Source organism: uncultured Methanobrevibacter sp. (assembly GCF_947169325.1).
GTDB lineage: Archaea > Methanobacteriota > Methanobacteria > Methanobacteriales > Methanobacteriaceae > Methanocatella.
Window position 1 is genome coordinate 1 of the sequence record NZ_CAMVPN010000053.1, and the last position, 17,319, is coordinate 17,319.

Annotated in this window: 15 protein-coding genes; 8 read left to right on the plus strand and 7 right to left on the minus strand. The window is 36.1% G+C overall.

Annotation, left to right across the window (positions count from 1 at the left end; genetic code table 11):
• Positions 1–48 precede the first annotated feature (48 nt).
• The 3 genes from Q0W26_RS07945 (at position 49) to Q0W26_RS07955 (ending at position 6,287) form a co-directional block, all read left to right on the plus strand.
• Complete coding sequence (locus Q0W26_RS07945; protein ID WP_298523746.1) at positions 49–4,593, plus strand: right-handed parallel beta-helix repeat-containing protein; 4,545 nt, start codon at positions 49–51, stop codon at positions 4,591–4,593.
• Between the two features lie 158 nt (positions 4,594–4,751).
• The gene (locus Q0W26_RS07950) at positions 4,752–5,801 is read left to right on the plus strand and encodes a transposase (RefSeq protein ID WP_298523747.1); all 1,050 of its coding nucleotides are present in this window, start codon (positions 4,752–4,754) and stop codon (positions 5,799–5,801) included.
• A gap of 102 nt (positions 5,802–5,903) precedes the next feature.
• Positions 5,904–6,287, plus strand: a complete 384-nt coding sequence (locus Q0W26_RS07955; protein ID WP_298523760.1) for a transposase — start codon at positions 5,904–5,906, stop codon at positions 6,285–6,287.
• Positions 6,288–6,475: 188 nt separating this feature from the next.
• On the opposite strand, the gene Q0W26_RS07960 is transcribed toward Q0W26_RS07955, so the two are convergent.
• On the minus strand, positions 6,476–7,411 hold the full coding sequence (locus tag Q0W26_RS07960) for a 3-hydroxyacyl-CoA dehydrogenase (protein WP_298523748.1): 936 nt from the start codon (positions 7,409–7,411) through the stop codon (positions 6,476–6,478).
• Positions 7,412–7,869: 458 nt separating this feature from the next.
• Between Q0W26_RS07960 and Q0W26_RS07965 the strand changes: the two genes are divergently transcribed.
• Entirely contained in the window at positions 7,870–8,220 is a 351-nt protein-coding gene (locus tag Q0W26_RS07965) for a carboxymuconolactone decarboxylase family protein (protein WP_298523749.1), read from the plus strand.
• A gap of 9 nt (positions 8,221–8,229) precedes the next feature.
• On the opposite strand, the gene Q0W26_RS07970 is transcribed toward Q0W26_RS07965, so the two are convergent.
• The 3 genes from Q0W26_RS07970 to Q0W26_RS07980 form a co-directional block, all read right to left on the minus strand.
• Positions 8,230–8,424: a hypothetical protein gene (locus Q0W26_RS07970; protein WP_298523750.1), complete on the minus strand. Its 195-nt coding sequence runs from the start codon at positions 8,422–8,424 to the stop codon at positions 8,230–8,232.
• Positions 8,425–8,438: 14 nt separating this feature from the next.
• The gene (locus Q0W26_RS07975) at positions 8,439–9,035 is read right to left on the minus strand and encodes a hypothetical protein (protein ID WP_298523751.1); all 597 of its coding nucleotides are present in this window, start codon (positions 9,033–9,035) and stop codon (positions 8,439–8,441) included.
• Positions 9,036–9,263: 228 nt separating this feature from the next.
• Complete coding sequence (locus Q0W26_RS07980; RefSeq protein WP_298523752.1) at positions 9,264–10,196, minus strand: CPBP family intramembrane glutamic endopeptidase; 933 nt, start codon at positions 10,194–10,196, stop codon at positions 9,264–9,266.
• Positions 10,197–10,334: 138 nt separating this feature from the next.
• Between Q0W26_RS07980 and Q0W26_RS07985 the strand changes: the two genes are divergently transcribed.
• From Q0W26_RS07985 to Q0W26_RS08000, 4 genes are all read left to right on the plus strand, one after another.
• Positions 10,335–10,604: a DUF6110 family protein gene (locus Q0W26_RS07985; protein ID WP_298523753.1), complete on the plus strand. Its 270-nt coding sequence runs from the start codon at positions 10,335–10,337 to the stop codon at positions 10,602–10,604.
• Positions 10,605–10,625: 21 nt separating this feature from the next.
• Complete coding sequence (locus tag Q0W26_RS07990) at positions 10,626–12,764, plus strand: heavy metal translocating P-type ATPase (RefSeq protein WP_298523754.1); 2,139 nt, start codon at positions 10,626–10,628, stop codon at positions 12,762–12,764.
• Positions 12,765–12,845: 81 nt separating this feature from the next.
• Positions 12,846–13,595, plus strand: coding sequence for an ABC transporter permease (locus Q0W26_RS07995; protein ID WP_298523755.1), 750 nt, complete (start codon positions 12,846–12,848; stop codon positions 13,593–13,595).
• A 9-nt stretch (positions 13,596–13,604) separates the two neighbouring features.
• Positions 13,605–14,357, plus strand: a complete 753-nt coding sequence (locus Q0W26_RS08000) for an ABC transporter ATP-binding protein (RefSeq protein WP_298523756.1) — start codon at positions 13,605–13,607, stop codon at positions 14,355–14,357.
• Positions 14,358–14,360: 3 nt separating this feature from the next.
• Here Q0W26_RS08000 and thiD read toward each other — a convergent pair whose 3' ends face one another.
• From thiD to proS, 3 genes are read right to left on the minus strand one after another with little or no spacing between them, the layout of a single operon-like run.
• Entirely contained in the window at positions 14,361–15,095 is a 735-nt protein-coding gene (gene thiD, locus Q0W26_RS08005) for a bifunctional hydroxymethylpyrimidine kinase/phosphomethylpyrimidine kinase (protein WP_298523757.1), read from the minus strand.
• Between the two features lie 4 nt (positions 15,096–15,099).
• Positions 15,100–15,771 (minus strand): 2-phospho-L-lactate guanylyltransferase, encoded by a 672-nt coding sequence (gene cofC, locus Q0W26_RS08010; protein ID WP_298523758.1) that lies wholly within the window; start codon positions 15,769–15,771, stop codon positions 15,100–15,102.
• Positions 15,772–15,778: 7 nt separating this feature from the next.
• Entirely contained in the window at positions 15,779–17,182 is a 1,404-nt protein-coding gene (gene proS / locus Q0W26_RS08015; protein ID WP_298523759.1) for a proline--tRNA ligase, read from the minus strand.
• Between the last annotated feature and the right edge of the window lie 137 nt (positions 17,183–17,319).

Below are 17,319 nucleotides of genomic sequence, written 5' to 3' on the forward strand. Positions count from 1 at the left end.
AATTATATAAGTGAAGGCGCAATTCATTCAGTGACTGGAAATGTTACTTTGTCTAATAATATTTTGGATGTTAATGATGTTATGCAGAGTAATAATTTCACATATGTTCAAAATTTAATAGACAAGGCCGATAGTGGGGATACAATCTTTATAGATGGATTATATTATGGTTTTGGAATACCAATCAGAATTACAAAAAGTTTAACATTAATTGGAACAAATAATGCAACATTAGATGCAAGAAAACTATCAAAAATATTTTATATAACTGCAGACAATGTTACACTTAAAAACATGTGCTTCACAAACGGATACTCACAAAACGGAGGCGCAGTTTACTTCAATAGAACTGGTATTGTTGAAAATTGTAATTTCATAAACAACACCGCAAATGAGGATGGCGGTGCAGTCTACTTCAATTGTTCCGGCACTGTTGAAAATTGTAATTTTACCAACAACAGGGCAAATTACGCTTGGGGCGGTGCAGTTTTCTTCTTGGACCAAGGTAGTGTGAAAAACTGTAATTTTATCAACAACACTGCTTCTGAAGAGGGTGGTGCAGTTTACTTTGCTGGTAATGGTGAAGTGATAAATTGTAATTTTACTAACAACAGTGTTTCTATAGATGGTGGTGCCGTTTTCTTTAATGAAGATGCTACTGGTAATGTGACATATTGTAATTTTATTAACAATACTGCTTCTGTAGATGGTGGTGCAGTTTGCTTCTGGAGTATCGGTAATGTGGCCGATTGTTATTTTGCCGGTAACACTGCTTCTTCTTCTGGTGGTGCGGTCAGTATGGATTCAGGTAATGTGATAAATTCTATTTTCACAGCCAACAAGGCAGCCAGAACTGGTGGTGCAATATATGTTGGTGAAAAATCAACCAACAACAATTTCTCAGGCCAATTCTATAATAATCATGCAGGACAAAGCGGTGGAGCAATATTCTTCCGCAATTCAGTCGAAAACAATACTTTCGATGGCATTTTCAAGGACAACACCGCAGGCTACGGCGCAGGAATGTTTTTCTACAAGAATGCAAACGGCAATAAGATTGAAGGCGAATTTATAAACAACACTGCCAAATCCTGTGGTGGAGCAATGTTTTTCTACAGCACAACCGATAAAAACAACTTCTCAGGCATTTTCATCAACAACAGTGCTTTAGGTCTGCTTGATCCGACAGTCGGAAACGGAGGGGCAATAACATTCAAGAACGTATCCACCAACAGCATTTTCACTTGTGATTTCATTAACAACACTGCAAACCTGAACGGTGGAGGCGTAAACTACCGTGAAAGTCCTTCCAACATCACATTCAACTCTAACTTCATAAACAACACTTCCCCTACCGGCGGAGGAGTCAATTTCTTTGAAACATTCGAGAATGTCGTATTCAATGGAGAGTTCATCGGCAACTCAGCAGATAAAGGTGGTGCAATCGCCACTGTAGATGGAATCATCAGGAATGTTTCATTCAAGGCCAATCATGCTGAAGATGAGGGTGGAGCAGTTTATTTCAAAGGATCCGCTGTGGTTGAGAATTGTAATTTCACTAACAACACTGCAGACTATGGTGGTGCGGTTTACATTTTTGGCACTGGTGAAGTGAGGGATTGTGTTTTTATTAATAACACTGGTTTTGAATTTGCTGGCGCTTTAATGATGATTTACGGTACTGTGAGTGATTCCAGTTTCACCGGCAACACTGCACACATTGGCGGAGCTGTCAGAATCAACGGTGAAGCTACTGTGACAAGGTGTAATTTCACTGACAACACTGCAACATTGGAAGGTGGTGCAGTCTACTTAGGCTCCCCAGGTAATGTGACATTCTCCAATTTCATCGGCAACAAAGCAACCGGCGACGGTGTTGGGGGCGGAGCAGTCCTCTTATATGAGGGGGGCAATGTATCATATTCCAATTTCACCAATAACCATGTATCCACTGATGGTGGAGCGGTTCACTTCTATGATAATGGTACTCTAAGCGATTGTAACTTCTATGATAATGAGGCTGGAGTTACTGGTGGTGCGGTTTACTTCTATAATGATGGTACAGTTTCAAACTCTAATTTCATCGGCAATGAAGCGAATGGTGAGAAAAGTTCTGGTGGAGCAATTTGCTTTGATGAGGCAGGAGATGTTATAAATTCTATTTTCACAGCCAACAAGGCAACTAGAACTGGTGGTGCAATATATGTTGGTGAAAAATCAACCAACAACAATTTCTCAGGCCAATTCTATAATAATCATGCAGGACAAAGCGGTGGAGCAATATTCTTCCGCAATTCAGTCGAAAACAATACTTTCGATGGCATTTTCAAGGACAACACCGCAGGCTACGGCGCAGGAATGTTTTTCTACAAGAATGCAAACGGCAATAAGATTGAAGGCGAATTTATAAACAACACTGCCAAATCCTGTGGTGGAGCAATGTTTTTCTACAGCACAACCGATAAAAACAACTTCTCAGGCATTTTCATCAACAACAGTGCTTTAGGTCTGCTTGATCCGACAGTCGGAAACGGAGGGGCAATAACATTCAAGAACGTATCCACCAACAGCATTTTCACTTGTGATTTCATTAACAACACTGCAAACCTGAACGGTGGAGGCGTAAACTACCGTGAAAGTCCTTCCAACATCACATTCAACTCTAACTTTATAAACAACACTTCCCCTACCGGCGGAGGAGTGAATTTCTTCAAAACCTTTGAAAATGTAGTATTCAACGGTGAATTCATAGGCAATTCCGCAAGATTTGGTGGTGCAATAGCTGCTTATGACGGAATTATCAGTGATGTTTCATTTAGGGACAATATTGCCGTAATGGGCGGTGCAATTTACTTTAACGGCACTGGTGAAGTTTCAAACTGTATTTTCACTAACAATGAGGCTGTTGCTGAATATGATGGTGGCGGTGCCATATCCATGATTTCAGGTAATGTGATCGGTAGCGTTTTCAAAGCCAACAAGGCAAGCGGTGTTGGCAGTATGGGAGGTGCTGTCTTAATTGAAAATTCCGGTAATGTGACCAACTGCAGGTTTGAAGATAACTCCGCAGAATTTGGTGGAGCTGTCTCATCTGACAGGACCGTTAATATCGCTGATTGTAATTTCACAGCCAACCGTGCATCAGTAGAGGGCGGTGCTTTCTATACTGGTTCCTGCAATATTGAAAATTCCAATTTCACCAACAACATTGCAAGTAATGGGAGATACAGTGGTGATGGTGGTGCTGTTTACATCAACGGCAATGCCACTGTGGTAAATTGTGATTTCATAGGCAATGAGGCCGGTGTAGGTTCTGCAATTTACTTCTGGAATCTCCACGAATCCAAACACGTCAGGTCCATTTCCCACTCCACATTCCTGAACAATAAGGCAAATATGGATTCTATAGCCCCATTTACTTTAACAGTCAATGGAACTAATATTGAAATTGCTTTCCATGGTAACAATAACCTTTTTAATGCAATATTGTCCAGACTGAAAGGGGATGTCAATGTCACAAACGTTACCTACTGGGGAGCAAGCGGTATTGAGAACACTGGTGATTCCACTATTGTGCCTGTCATGTTATATACACAAGCCGGCCAGAACGTTACTGTTAGGGGTGTTGTCGACGGTGTTGAAGTCAATATAACTAGAAGCACTGACGCTGAGGGTAAAATAGTCCTTGAAAATGTCAGAGAGTATAGTATAACCGTAAGCCACGATGAGGATTCATACTACTTCTCTGGAAAAACATTTTTCACAAGCAGGCAGTTAAGCTTAAACATGACTGATATCACAACCAACGACTTTACAGTCAACATAACTGCAAAATCTGACATATTTGAAGAGTATATGTCTGGTGAAATGATTTTCAGGGTTGACGGTCAAGAACTCTACGCAAGTTATGCAGGTAATGGAACCTGGTGGGCAATGCACACATTTGATGATTTCGGCACTTACAAGGTCAGCGCATTATTCAACGGACCATACAATGTAATCGTCCGCAATGGAACTATAGTCGTAAATAAAATCAAAACAGAAATAACCGGATCTGCAATAACTGCCACATATAATGTGAACAAATATCTTGTAATCACATTAAAGGACGGTACCGGCAAGGCTTTAAGCGGCGTTAAGGTGACTGTTAACTTGAACGGTGCTAAAACCTACACTACCGACAGTAACGGTCAGATTAAGGTTTCCACTAAAGGGCTTGCTCCTAAAGCATACACTGCCAAGGTAGCATTCAACGGAGATGCCGTTTATGACAAGTCCGCTAAGGATATTAAAGTCACCGTTAAGAAGGCCACTCCTAAACTGACTGCCAAAAAGAAAACCTTTAAAAGGTCAGTTAAGGTCAAGAAGTACAGTATTGTTCTTAAAAACAATGTTGGAAAGGCAATCAAGAAGGCAAAGGTCACCATTAAAATCGGCAAGAAAACCTTCAAGGCCAAAACCAACAGCAAGGGTAAGGCAACCTTTAAAATCAAGAAATTGACCAAGAAAGGAAATTATAAGGCTAAAGTATCCTACAAGGGCAGCAAGTACTACAATAAAGTGACTAAAAAAGTGAAAATCCGAATCAAGTAGATGCATCATGCATCTACACTATTTTTTTTATTTTAACTTGAGGGTGGGACACGAACTCACTAATTTTTAAATTTTTTTTACTTATTTTTCCTTTAATTTTATATACTATGAAGTACAATCTATTATTATAGATATAAATCTTTATGGTTGTTTTATTTATGGTTTTAAGAGATGATACTATTAATCAGACCATGTTGGTGCCTATGGACTTGAGGAAATTGATTCCAAAAGACCATCCGTGTTATTTTATTAAAAATGTGGCTGATTATATTGATTGTTCCAAAGCGAACCGTGAGTTTGCTGATACGCCTGGTGAATTTGCGTATCCTCGTGAATTATTGCTTAGACTAGTTTTGATGAGTGTTTTTGATGGAGGGTTATCCTCACGTGAGATTGAGCGAAGAACTCAAACTGATGTTGGTTATATGTACTTAGCAGGCATGCAGCATCCTAGTTATCGTACAATTTTGAGATTTAAGCGCGATTATTCTGATCTGATTGATGAAGCTTTCAAAATGACTATAAAAATTGCAACCGAAGAAGATTTAGTTAAAATCCATCATGTAAGTGTTGATGGGACTAAAATAAAAGTAAAAACATCAATTAACAAATTGACAAACGAACAGCAATTAAAAATAATGAAACAACATCTTGAAAAAAGCATTAAATTAGACGAAGAAGAAGACGAAGAATTAGGTGAAGAATCAGGAAACAGTGTTCCAGAAACATTAACTGATGAAGAAAAATTCAAAGAAGTCTTTGAAAAAGTCAATAAATCTTCTAAAGATGATAGGAACAAAGAAAAATTAAGAGCTTCCAGTAAAAAGCTCTTAAAGCAAGCTGAAGAAAATCCAGAAAAAATTCTCAAAAAGGTTGAAAAACTTGAAGAAAAACTCAATGACTCTGAAAAAGACGTTATTAGCATAAATGACTCTGATGCAAGGTTCATGAAGAATAAAAAAGGACGATGGGAATTTGATTACAATGCACAAATCGCAGTAGACGAACACAAAGGAATAATAATCGCATCACACGTTACCAATAATCCAAGCGATCATCACGAACTTATTCCAGCAATAGAACAAGTAAAATCAAATTTAAGTGAAATATACAATGAAATACCATCTAATTTCCAAGTAAGCGCTGATAATGGATATTCCACTGACATAAATGCAGAATATCTCGAACAAGAAGGATTAGATGGTTAAATATCTTCACGAAAACTCGCAAGAAAAGAAAAGAAATATAATTTAGCCGAAAAACCATTTTCAAAGGATAATTTCAATTACGATAACGAAATAAGAACATATATTTGCCCATTAGGACAACCATTGTACTGTGTGAAAGAATACGAATACAAAGACAAACCAAGAATTGCTCATTGGACAAAAGAATGCAAATCATGTCCTGTACAAGAGTATTGCGCAAAAAGCCAACGATATAAAACGATTAGCGATTACGGAAATCCTTCCAAAATCAGAATGCAACGGAAAATGGAAACTCCTGAAGCGCAAGAAATCTACAAATTAAGATCAAAAATAGCTGAATTACCATTTGCAAACATGAAACAAAACATGCACTTGACAGAATTCACAACAACAGGATTAAAACAAGTAAATACTGAATTCAAACTATACGCAATTGGGCACAACCTAAAAAGAATCTATAATGAAATAAACATGAAAAATAACTAAAAATAAAAAACAACAAAATTTTTTCTAAAAATAGAAATTAGTTAAAAAATTTTGCGTCCCATCTTCAAATTTTCGATAGTGGTATAACTATTTCATGAGTCATATTGATTCTCAAACCCAATTATTATAATTTTGATATCATTAGACCGATTCTAAAATAAAAAGAAAAAAATAAATGATATAATCATTTAGTATTCGTAGAAACCTTTACTCGCATTGATACCAGTTTCACCGGCATCTATTTTTTCTTTAAGTTTTAGGGCAATTTTGCCTTGGGTTGTCTCAGGGTCTTTGGACCTAGGATCCATAATAATAATGTTATATGCAGTTACAAGACCTACAACATCTAAAATTTGGAATGGTCCGTTTGGTGCACCTGTGGCAAGTCTCCAGGTCAGATCAATTGTTTCTGGTTCTGCAACTTCTTCAGCCCATAATGCTTGTCCTGCAGATAAGAACGGAACGAGCAATGAATTAAGTACGTATCCTGGTTGTTCTTTTAAGACTTTAATTGGAACCATGTTAATGTCTTCTGCAAACTGGACAATGGCATCAAAGTATTTTTGTTCAGTTCCAGGATGTGGCATGACTTCTGCAGTGTTTTGAGCCCATATGTTATTTGCAAAGTGGAATGCAAGATACTTCTCAGGTCTTCCGGTGTATTCTGCAAATTGGCTTGGAAGTAAAGTGGATGAGTTTGTCACAACAATTGTTTTTTCTGGAAGATATTTAGCTAACTCTTCATAAAATGCGATTTTTTGGTTAGGATCTTCTGCAATTGCTTCAATTACAAGGTCAGCATCATTTGCTGCTTCTTCATAACTTGTAGTTAATGTCAAACTGTCAAATGCTTTTTGAGCTTGCTCTTTTAAAGAATCTATCTCTTCATTGCTTAGGTCAGTTTTTTTACTAAATCCTCTACAGTATGCAGTTTTATCGGTTTTCATTTGTTCAAGTGTGCCTAAATAGATGTTCAACAATCTTTCAAATTTAGGTTTGGCTCTTTCAATTGAACCTTCACTTCTTAACCAAACGGTCACATCAAATCCACAGAATGCGGATTGATAAGCAATCTGACTGCCTAATACTCCTCCGCCTGCTACTACAACTTTTTTAATATTCATTTAAATCACCAACTAAATGTATGAATTATATTTCATCAAAAAATTAAAAAAACTAAATATAATCCGATTTGTTATTATAATATTTAAAATATTTAAAATTTTTTAAATAATTCTATACTTTTCAATGTTTAAATTACAGTTCGGGGAATCATCTGTTAAATAGGTATTTGGGTAGATGGTGTAGCAAATTCGAATTTAAAGCTAGTTAAAGGAATCAGAAGTTGCATAATCAGAATTCTCCATTGTTGATTGGTGATGTTAAAGATAATGATGTTGTAAAAAAGGTTAGAGAACATAGTTTCATTGAAACTCACGAAAAGTTCTACCACTTATGCATATTTTTCAATCAACTTTATACAAATATTTTGAATTAATATTCATGAAAAGAAAAAGTAGCTATTAATTATATATAATTTAAAAAAGTAAAATATTATTAATTAACATAATTGAGGTATTATATGAAAGGAGATGTATATTACGGTAAAGGTATCCGAGAATTAAAAGATGAGTATCCTGATTTGTATGAGTTGGTTTCCAGCATCAACGAAACAGTATGGGACGGTAAGGTTTTGGATTATAAGACTCAAAAGTTAATTGCTATTGGTATCACTGCTTCCCGTGCAGATCCAAGAGCTACCAAAAAGCAAATCAGAAGTGCAATTGAAGTATTGGGCATTACCAAAGAGGAAATTGTGGATGTTTTAAGGGTTGTATTGTTAACTTCTGGTATGCCAGCATTTTCAAAATCACTTCAAATATTGAACAGTGTCACTGACGCTATTGAAGAGGAAAGAGAAGATAAAGCTTAATCTCTTCTCTTAACTATTTTTATTTGCATTTTTAAAATGTTTTGATGGTTTTGTAATGGTGCATTCTGCATTATCTTTTAGAAGTATTGCCTGTGCTTTGTGCCTGCCACTTTTTCTAATCTTTTTCTTTTTATTTATTTTTCTTGCTTCACATTTAATGGTGTCGCCTTTAAGGGTATCTTCATTTTTGAAATGGGTTCCCATTTTTAAACCTCTTTTTATTCAATTTCTATAATTTTTCCTTCTTTTTCTAGTTCTTCAAGAATTTCGTAGACATCATCATAGTCTAGCAGTAATTCATCAACAATATCAGGAGCCCATATGTCATCATGGGTTTTACAATAATTGATTATCTCTTCTTTTTGTTGTTCACGTGGAATGTCCCTTAGGTTAATTTCACATTCAATGCTTCCGTCATAATCATTGTTGAAATAGGCTGTTCTTGCAATTAAGTTGATTGCACTGTTGTCTGTGAATTTATCAAAACTTTTGTTTTTAATTTCCGGAAAAAGAACTACTGGGCATAATATGTCTTCTATTAGTGGTTCAATTTCAGCATAAATCTCATTGAAATGATCTAAAAGACCATTAAAAAACATTTCTTCCCCAACTCTAACATTTAATAAAAGTTTGGTTTCACTTGTCCAGTTCAGCTTGTCGCAAACTTTCAATGATAGTTCTGCTTCTGGAAAAAAGCTATTTAATGGTGGTTCCATTGCATTAATGATTTCTATTGTTCTTTCATTACTGTTAATGAAATCATTGACTTGGTTTGGTGAGATTAATTGATAATTATTATTCAAATTTTTTAGCATAATACCTCCTCCATTGCTTTGTCTTTGAAAAATTGTTTTTACTTCGTAAAATTGTTCTGACTTCGAAGTAATTTGCCCTATTTTTCTAATAGGGAATTCCTTTGTACTTAATGATTTAAATAATTGTTGGTTTGACCCTAAAACAATTTCTCATGTTAAAATCAATATTGCATCGGCATGATAATAAAATTTAATGTTCTTTTTGGTGAGGGGATTGTTTAAATCCGTTTAATAAATTAATGTGTAGATGATTTCTGCAATGAAAAATATGATTAATAAAATCATTCCAGGGTTTATCAGACTTGTTTTCAACGGATTTTTCAGTGAAATCTGTGTTTTTACTCCATTGAATTTGGCTTTTTTATACATTGTAAGGCTTATGGCTCCTATTAAAAATGCTAAAAGGATAATCAATACATAGGTGACTACAATTGCAATGTCTGTAGATGAATATACATTTGAGATTATTGCTTGGGTGCTTTCAACCACAAACAGGCTGACGACTGATCCCATGAGGTTTACGATGATGTGCAGGATTATTGGGTAAATTATTTTTCCTGTTTTTATGTAGATATATGCAAAAAATCCACCTAATAGGAACGCATAAAAGAATTGGCTGATGTTTCCGTGGAAAAATCCGAAAATAACTGCTGAAATGATTATTGAAACTCGGGCACCATATTTTATTGTTCGGTCAATCAGGAATTTTCTGAAAAAGATCTCTTCAAATATTGGACCTATGATGCTGATTAAAAGCAGGTTCAGCCAAATGTCTGAGGAGTTGATTAGCGTTTGAACGGGGTTTGTGATGTCTGTTTGGAATATTGTTCCTATTGCGGATGTTATTGCAAGTCCGATGATGTTTCCAATCCACATTAACGTTAATGTTATTGATATGTAAACTAAAAAAGTTTTTAAACTCAGACTTTCCTTTTCCAGTTTCTGGATTTCTATTTTTTTCATCAGATAATATAATATCGGAAACGGCAAGATATAATTGCATATTGCTGATAGGATTGTTAAAACATTGAAATCAGTAAGCAAACTATTGTCTATAGTGCCAATGACATTAACGGCAATAATTTGCATAATCAATGCAGATACAGCAAATATCAGGTAGTATAATCCTATTTTTGAGAAAAACTTTTCATGAATGTTCAATGTTTCACCTAGTAATCAATATTTCCTTTTTCTTAGTATTTAATAGTATCTTTAGGCAAACCTAAACTTTAAATATTAGGTATGCCTAAATATTAATTGCTGAGCATTTTATTTTTATAAATATGGAGAGTAGAAAAAATGGTAACTCGTAATGAAATTTTAAAAAAATGTGTAGAGCATAAACATGCATTAATTTTTGCAGCAGGAATCGCAACCGCTATAGTCGGTAAAAAAGTATTGGAATCAAAAACAGTTAAAGATGCTGCAACTCAAGGAATGGCAAGCGTAATGGCTGTAAGAAAAGATGCTGAAGAAACATTCCAAGACATGAGAGAAAACGCTGAAGAAATAGTTATAGATGCTCACGAAGAAAACAAAAAAGAAATCTACGTAGAAGCTAAAGAATAATTCTATTTTTAGGTTAATAAAATGAAATATCAAGTAATGTATGATAATGGGTCTCGTATAAGGGTCCGATCAGGCCAATGGGCTTTCACAAAAGAAGAGGGCTATGGTCTTGCTTCATTACTTTTAAATCAGAGTTTCATCCATGAAGTCTATACTTCCCATAGAAACGGAAGCATTACTGTTTATTATGATGGGGATATTGAAAACAAGCAAAGGATTTTTGATTTCCTTGATGACATCACATTGGATGATTTGTTTGAATCCGAACCAACACAGACTCAGGTTTCAAAGGAAATCACTGATGATTTCTATTTAAAATTGTCCAAAATGATTTTCCACAGGGCAATCCACAGACTGTTCTTGCCGATGCCGATTAGAAAGGCACTGACAATCTATCATGCTGCGGAATACATCTGGCATGGTTTGGACAGCTTGACTGATTTCAGATGTGATGTTGCACTTCTTGATGGTGCAGCGGTCGCTGGAGCATTGCTGCATAAGCAATACAAACCGGCAAGTTCGATGATGTTCTTATTGTCAATCTCCGATGCACTTGAGGACTACACGCTACAGAAAGCCAAAAGCACTCTAAAAGACAGTTTGGCTTTAAACATAGACACTGTGTGGGTAGTAGGAGAAGACGGTGAAGAAAAACAGTGTCCTGCCGTTGACATTGACAAGGGAGACAGAATCAAAATCCACATGGGTGACGTGATACCCGTTGATGGAAAAGTAATTGAAGGAGATGGAATGGTTAATGAGGCATCAATGACAGGAGAGCCGTTGGCTATTCATAAGATGCCTGGAAAGACAGTGCATGCAGGCACTGTTGTGGAAGAGGGAAACCTTATTGTTGAAGTCTATTCAATGAATAATGAAACCAGATTGAACAAGATTATTGATTTGATTGAAAACTCAGAGGAATTAAAAGCAGATACTCAAAGCAAGGCTGAAAAGCTTGCCGATTCAATCGTACCGTATAGCTTCCTTGCAACGGCTTTAACATATCTAATTACAAGAAACCCTACAAAGGCGTTATCTGTTTTAATGGTTGACTTTTCATGTGCCATTAAGCTGACAACACCTCTATCCATCATTTCAGCAATGCGTGAAGCGTCAGACAATAGAATGATGGTAAAAGGTGGAAAGTTCCTTGAAAACTATGCAAATGCCGACACAATCGTGTTTGACAAGACAGGAACTCTGACAAATGCAACTCCAAAGGTTGTCGATGTCATTCCGATGTCTCGAAGATACAAGCGTGACGACATTTTAAGGATGGCCGCCTGCATTGAAGAGCACTTTGCACACAGCATTGCATCTGCAATCGTAAAACAGGCTGAATCTGAAGGATTAAAGCATGAAGAAGACCACAGTGAAGTTGAATATATTGTGGCTCATGGTATTGTAACCGAATATGAAGGCAAACGTGCCGTTATTGGTTCAAGGCACTTCCTCTTTGATGATGAGAAAGTCAAGGTAACCAAGACTCAGGAAAAGAAAATCAATAAAATGGCCAAGGAGCACTCTGTTGTTTACCTGGCCATTGACGGAAAGCTTGAAGGAATAATCTGCATTGATGATCCCGTACGTGAAGAGGCTAAATATGTCATTGAAGAGCTCAAGAAATTTGGTATTGAAAATGTCATAATGCTTACTGGAGATAGTGAAAGTGGTGCTAATGCATGCGCCAAATCTCTGGGAATCACGGAATATCGCTCTCAGGTGCTTCCTGAAGACAAGTCAAGAATCGTTGAAGAACTTAAAGCAGAAGGAAAAACCGTAATAATGGTAGGGGATGGAATCAATGATTCTCCTGCTCTTGCCGCTGCTGATGTGTCAGTGTCCATGAAAAATTCCTCCGATATAGCTCGTGAAGTTGCAGACATATCATTGTTGTCCGATGATTTGCATGACCTTGTAACACTTAGAAAATTAAGTGTTGGAATGTTGGATAAAATCAACACCAACTACCGAAATATTGTAGCGGTAAACGGTTCACTTCTTGTTTTAGGAGTATTTGGTGTCATTCCTCCGTCAACCTCTTCAATGATACATAACTTCTCTACAATGCTTTTCGGTGCAATGAGTACAAAATCTGTTTTAAAAGATGAAGAATATGATAACACCATTGAAGTTGAAGCCGTTGATGTGGCTTAAACTTCATTTTATTTTTTTTAAAGTTTTTATATTATGATAACCTAATTAAAATATGTATAATAATTTTAATTAAGTGATGAAATGTTTGATAATTACAAGAACAAATTTATTCCATTAATCGTACCAATTATCTTAATCTTATTTTGGTATTTAATAACTAATGGTTTAGGATTATTTTCTTCATATATCCTGCCAGGTCCGCTTGATGTGGTAAATTCTGCTTGGGTGGTACTTGAAAATGGTAAACTTCTTAAGAATACTGTTGATACTTTATTTAAAGTTTTTGCAGGTTTGATTTTAGCATCTATCGTGGCAATTCCTGTTGGAATATTGCTTGGATGGTATAAAACCCTGGAAGATTTGTGTACTTTTGTAATAAGTGTTTTAAGGCCAATTCCTCCAGTTGCATGGATTCCTTTTTCAATCTTATGGTTTGGAATCGGTACATTTCCAGCAGTATTCATCATATTCATGGGATGTGTATTTCCGATTTTAGTATACACCATTGATGGGGTAAAAAGAACTGATAAGGTTTTGGTTGAATCCGCTCAAACCTTGGGTGCTAATGATTGGAATGTCTTGAGACGTGTGGTTGTGCCTTCTGCTGTGCCGTATGTGGTTTCCGGTTTGAAGGTGGGTATTGGAATCGCACTGATGTGTACAATTTCCGCTGAAATGATTGGTTCAAGCAGCGGTTTGGGTTATATGATTTTAACAGCAACAAACCTCTTTGATACAGGTACTACTGTTGTAGGTATGCTTGTAATCGGTTTGATTGGACTCGCTTTTGACTTTGTATTTACAAAAGCTCAAGACAGGATTTTCTGGTAGGTGTGATGAATGTCAATTGAAGTTAAAAATATTAACAAATCCTTTGAAAGTAAAAAAACTGAAAAGCTGTCCGTTTTGGAGGATATTAATCTGACTATAAATGATGGGGAGCTGGTTTGTCTATTGGGACCGTCAGGTTGTGGCAAGACAACCCTTTTAAGACTTATTGCAGGCCTTGACCAACCTACCGCTGGTGAAATTGTTGCAAACGGGGAAGTTGTCAAAAAGCCGTCCGGTGACAGGGCAGTGATTTTCCAGCAATACTCCTTGTTCCCATGGCTGACCGTATTGCAGAATGTAACATTTGGTTTGGAGATGACAAAACAAGGTTCAAAGGCGGAAAACATTGCGGCTGCAGAAAGATATCTTACAAGTGTGGGGTTAATTGACTTTAAGGATAGCTATCCTCATGAACTTTCAGGTGGTATGAAACAAAGGGTTGCAATTATTAGATCCTTGCTTAACCATTCACCTATCTTGCTCATGGATGAGCCGTTTTCTGCATTGGATATGCAAAATAGACACAAGCTTCAGGAACAGCTCATAGGCGTTTGGAAAAGATTCGAAAATACAATCGTTTTTGTAACCCACGATGTCGATGAAGCGGTCTATCTGGCAGATAAAATCGTAATCATGGATAAAAAACCTGGTAGAATTGCAGAAATCATTGAAGTGGGTATTGAAAGGCCAAGAAAAAGAGAATCAGATGAGTTCATCCAACTTCAGGAATCAATTGTAGAAAAATTAAATATGGAAGAATAATAGTTATATTTTTGCTATTAACGTTCCATAATTTCCATTTTTTATTCCCTCATAAACGTAATCGAGGGATTTTATAATGCTTGTTTTTAAATCATTATCTTTTGCTAAATAAGCTGTAATTGCTGCTGATAGGGTACATCCTGTACCATGCAGATTGTTTGTTTTTATCAGCTCTTGTTTTATTGTTGTGATTTCACCGTTAATGTTGATGGTGTTAATGCCGTCAAGGTGTCCTCCTGTGATGATGTTATTGCATTTAATATTTTTAGAAGCTTTAATCGCATCTTCTTTGGTGTTAATGTCAAGACAGGTTAACTTTTCAGCTTCGCTGACATTTGGGGTTGTTAAAATGGCTTGTGGGAGTAAATATTTATTCAACGCTTCAGCCAAATCCTCTTTGGTTAAATTCCCTCCTGAAGTTGCAACCATTACGGGGTCAACAATCGCCTTTAAATTGTATTCTTTAACCTTTTTAGAAACCAGTTCGATAATTTCTGGTGAGTAAAGCATCCCTGTCTTTATGAATTCTACTTCATAGGAATCCATGACTGAATCGATTTGCTCTTCAATATATTCTGGTGTTATAGGTAATGTTGAGAAGAATTTATATGGATTTTGTGCAGTTAAAGAGGTAACGATGCCCGTTCCATAAACGCCTATTGCCTGAAATGTTTTCAAATCAGCGAAAACACCTGCCCCTCCTGAGGGATCAACTCCTGCAATGGACATCACAATCATCCAATCACCTTCTGGTAACTTTAATTCTTTCAGATCCACGGAACGGTTCAAATTGCACTTTCAATTCCTTCAAATACCTTCTGGTATGGGTTTTGTCTCCGTGAATCATGATTTCGCCCAAATCTTCAGCGGTATTGACGTCCAATGCCATGAAAAAGGAATCGTGAACCTGTGGATTAAGTTTCTTCCTCTCAGCTGCTTTCACATGTTCCTTGTAGCTGAAACCTTCATATTTGGTGTGGATTGCCATTGGCTTCATGATTATCATGTTGGTTCCGCCACCTTTTGATGGGACAATGATAAAGTCAAGGCTTTTGGATGCATCAATCAGCATTTGAACGTTGGTCTTTCCAATCAACGGCACATCTGAAGGCACAATGATGACTTTCCTTACCTTTCCTTTGCAGTATTTCATTGCCTGAGTCAATGCCTTGTTTAAATTTGAATTTTCATCTTCTAAAATAGTGTCCAGATTAAGGCTTTCTGCATAGCTTAAAACGTCTTCATCCCTGCTTATGATGAAAATCTTGTCGACATATTTCTTTAAGGTGTCGGTCACATCATGCAGCATCACTTTAAGAAGCTTTTCACGCTCTTCTTCTGATAAAAAAGGGGAAAGTCTTGTTTTTGCATTTTTGAATTTGGATACTGGAATTATTGCATAAATGTCGTCCATAATATCACTAATATGTTTTGGCTATCAGTGCAGTGTATTTGGCATCTTTTCCACTTGCTATGCATTTTCCTTCGGATACTTCTTCCTGAATGCCTAAAACGTCATAGCCTGTTTTTTCTTCAATTTCATGTCCTATTTCCTCTTCTCCGCACCAGTAGAATTTAGCAACATTGCCGGATTCAACAATTTCTGGAATTTCATCTAAATTATTTGCAAATTTAACATGTTCCTCTTGGAATGCCCATGACTGTTTGGATAGGTTATCTGAAGATTTATTTAGTAATTCAATAACATTATCAGCTAGGTGTTCATCCAATGCAATTTCGAGTTTTTCTTCTGTATCTCTGCTCATAGCTATTGTAATATTGTTTTCCAAATCTCTTGGCCCTAGTTCAAGTTTGACTGGTGTTCCTTTTAACTCCCAATCATTGAATTTTTTACCAGGCCTGATGTCTCTATCATCAATATTGACTCTAATGCCATTGGCTTCTAAGGTTTCTTTGATCTCTAAACATTTGCCAAGAACTTCTTCTTTGCCTTTTTTAAATAAAATTGGAATTATTGTAACTTGATTAGGGGATACTTTTGGAGGCAGGCGCAATCCTTTTTCATCTCCATGAATTCCTATTACTGATGCTATTACTCTATCGGATACTCCTGCACAGGTTTGATAAACGAGTTTATGTTCTCCATCTTTATCTTCAAAGGTGATATCAAATGTTTTTGCAAATGTTTGACCTAAATTGTGGATTGTACCGATTTGCAGTGTCTTTCCGTTAGGCATTATCACATCAAAAGCCATTGTATAATCTGAACCTGGGAACTTGTCCCATTCTGGTCTTTTGGAAATTAAGTATGGAATTCCCAAATCATCAAAGAACTCTTTATACATTTCAATAAAGTCTTGAATCTGTTCATCGGATTCCTCTTTTGTCGCATGAGCGGTATGTGCTTCTTTAAAGGTTGTAATTTCACGAACACGTATTAACGGTCGAGTGTGTTTTGTCTCATATCTGAAAGTGTTGACGATTTGATACATTTTAATTGGAAGGTCAATGTGTGTTCTAATCCATAATGAATACATTGGATAGATTGCAGTTTCACTGGTTGGTCTTAATGCTAATTGTTCATTTAGTTCGGTTTGACCTCCTTTTGTAATCCAGTATACCTCATCTTCAAATCCTTTTACATGAATTCCCTCTTTTGCAAGTTCTGTTTCTGGAATAAGCATTGGGAACAGCACTTCATCATGGTCTTTATCCAACAATTTTTTAATGATTTTCATTGTATGTTTTCTTATCTGGAAACCATATGGCCTCCAAACTGCCATTCCTTTAATAGGATATCTTGAATCGGTTATATCTGCATTTTCTAAAATATCATGAAACCATTCGTCAAAATTTTCCACCATATCACCTAAATAATTTTTTATAATATTAAATTATCTGTTTTTAATTACTATTAAATGTTTATTTTAAGTGTTGTTTTGATTAAAAGAAAGTTATTTATAATTATTTCATACATATATATTAATGTATAATTTGATTT

What these genes read in the sequence shown, in the direction of transcription:
- Q0W26_RS07950 (WP_298523747.1), top strand. Translation starts at nt 4,752, where the DNA reads ATGGTTTTAAGAGATGATACTATTAATCAGACCATGTTGGTGCCTATG.
- Q0W26_RS07960 (WP_298523748.1), bottom strand. Translation starts at nt 7,411, where the DNA reads ATGAATATTAAAAAAGTTGTAGTAGCAGGCGGAGGAGTATTAGGCAGT.
- Q0W26_RS07965 (WP_298523749.1), top strand. Translation starts at nt 7,870, where the DNA reads ATGAAAGGAGATGTATATTACGGTAAAGGTATCCGAGAATTAAAAGAT.
- Q0W26_RS07970 (WP_298523750.1), bottom strand. Translation starts at nt 8,424, where the DNA reads ATGGGAACCCATTTCAAAAATGAAGATACCCTTAAAGGCGACACCATT.
- Q0W26_RS07975 (WP_298523751.1), bottom strand. Translation starts at nt 9,035, where the DNA reads ATGCTAAAAAATTTGAATAATAATTATCAATTAATCTCACCAAACCAA.
- Q0W26_RS07985 (WP_298523753.1), top strand. Translation starts at nt 10,335, where the DNA reads ATGGTAACTCGTAATGAAATTTTAAAAAAATGTGTAGAGCATAAACAT.
- Q0W26_RS07990 (WP_298523754.1), top strand. Translation starts at nt 10,626, where the DNA reads ATGAAATATCAAGTAATGTATGATAATGGGTCTCGTATAAGGGTCCGA.
- Q0W26_RS07995 (WP_298523755.1), top strand. Translation starts at nt 12,846, where the DNA reads ATGTTTGATAATTACAAGAACAAATTTATTCCATTAATCGTACCAATT.
- Q0W26_RS08000 (WP_298523756.1), top strand. Translation starts at nt 13,605, where the DNA reads ATGTCAATTGAAGTTAAAAATATTAACAAATCCTTTGAAAGTAAAAAA.
- thiD (WP_298523757.1), bottom strand. Translation starts at nt 15,095, where the DNA reads ATGATTGTGATGTCCATTGCAGGAGTTGATCCCTCAGGAGGGGCAGGT.
- cofC (WP_298523758.1), bottom strand. Translation starts at nt 15,771, where the DNA reads ATGGACGACATTTATGCAATAATTCCAGTATCCAAATTCAAAAATGCA.
- proS (WP_298523759.1), bottom strand. Translation starts at nt 17,182, where the DNA reads ATGGTGGAAAATTTTGACGAATGGTTTCATGATATTTTAGAAAATGCA.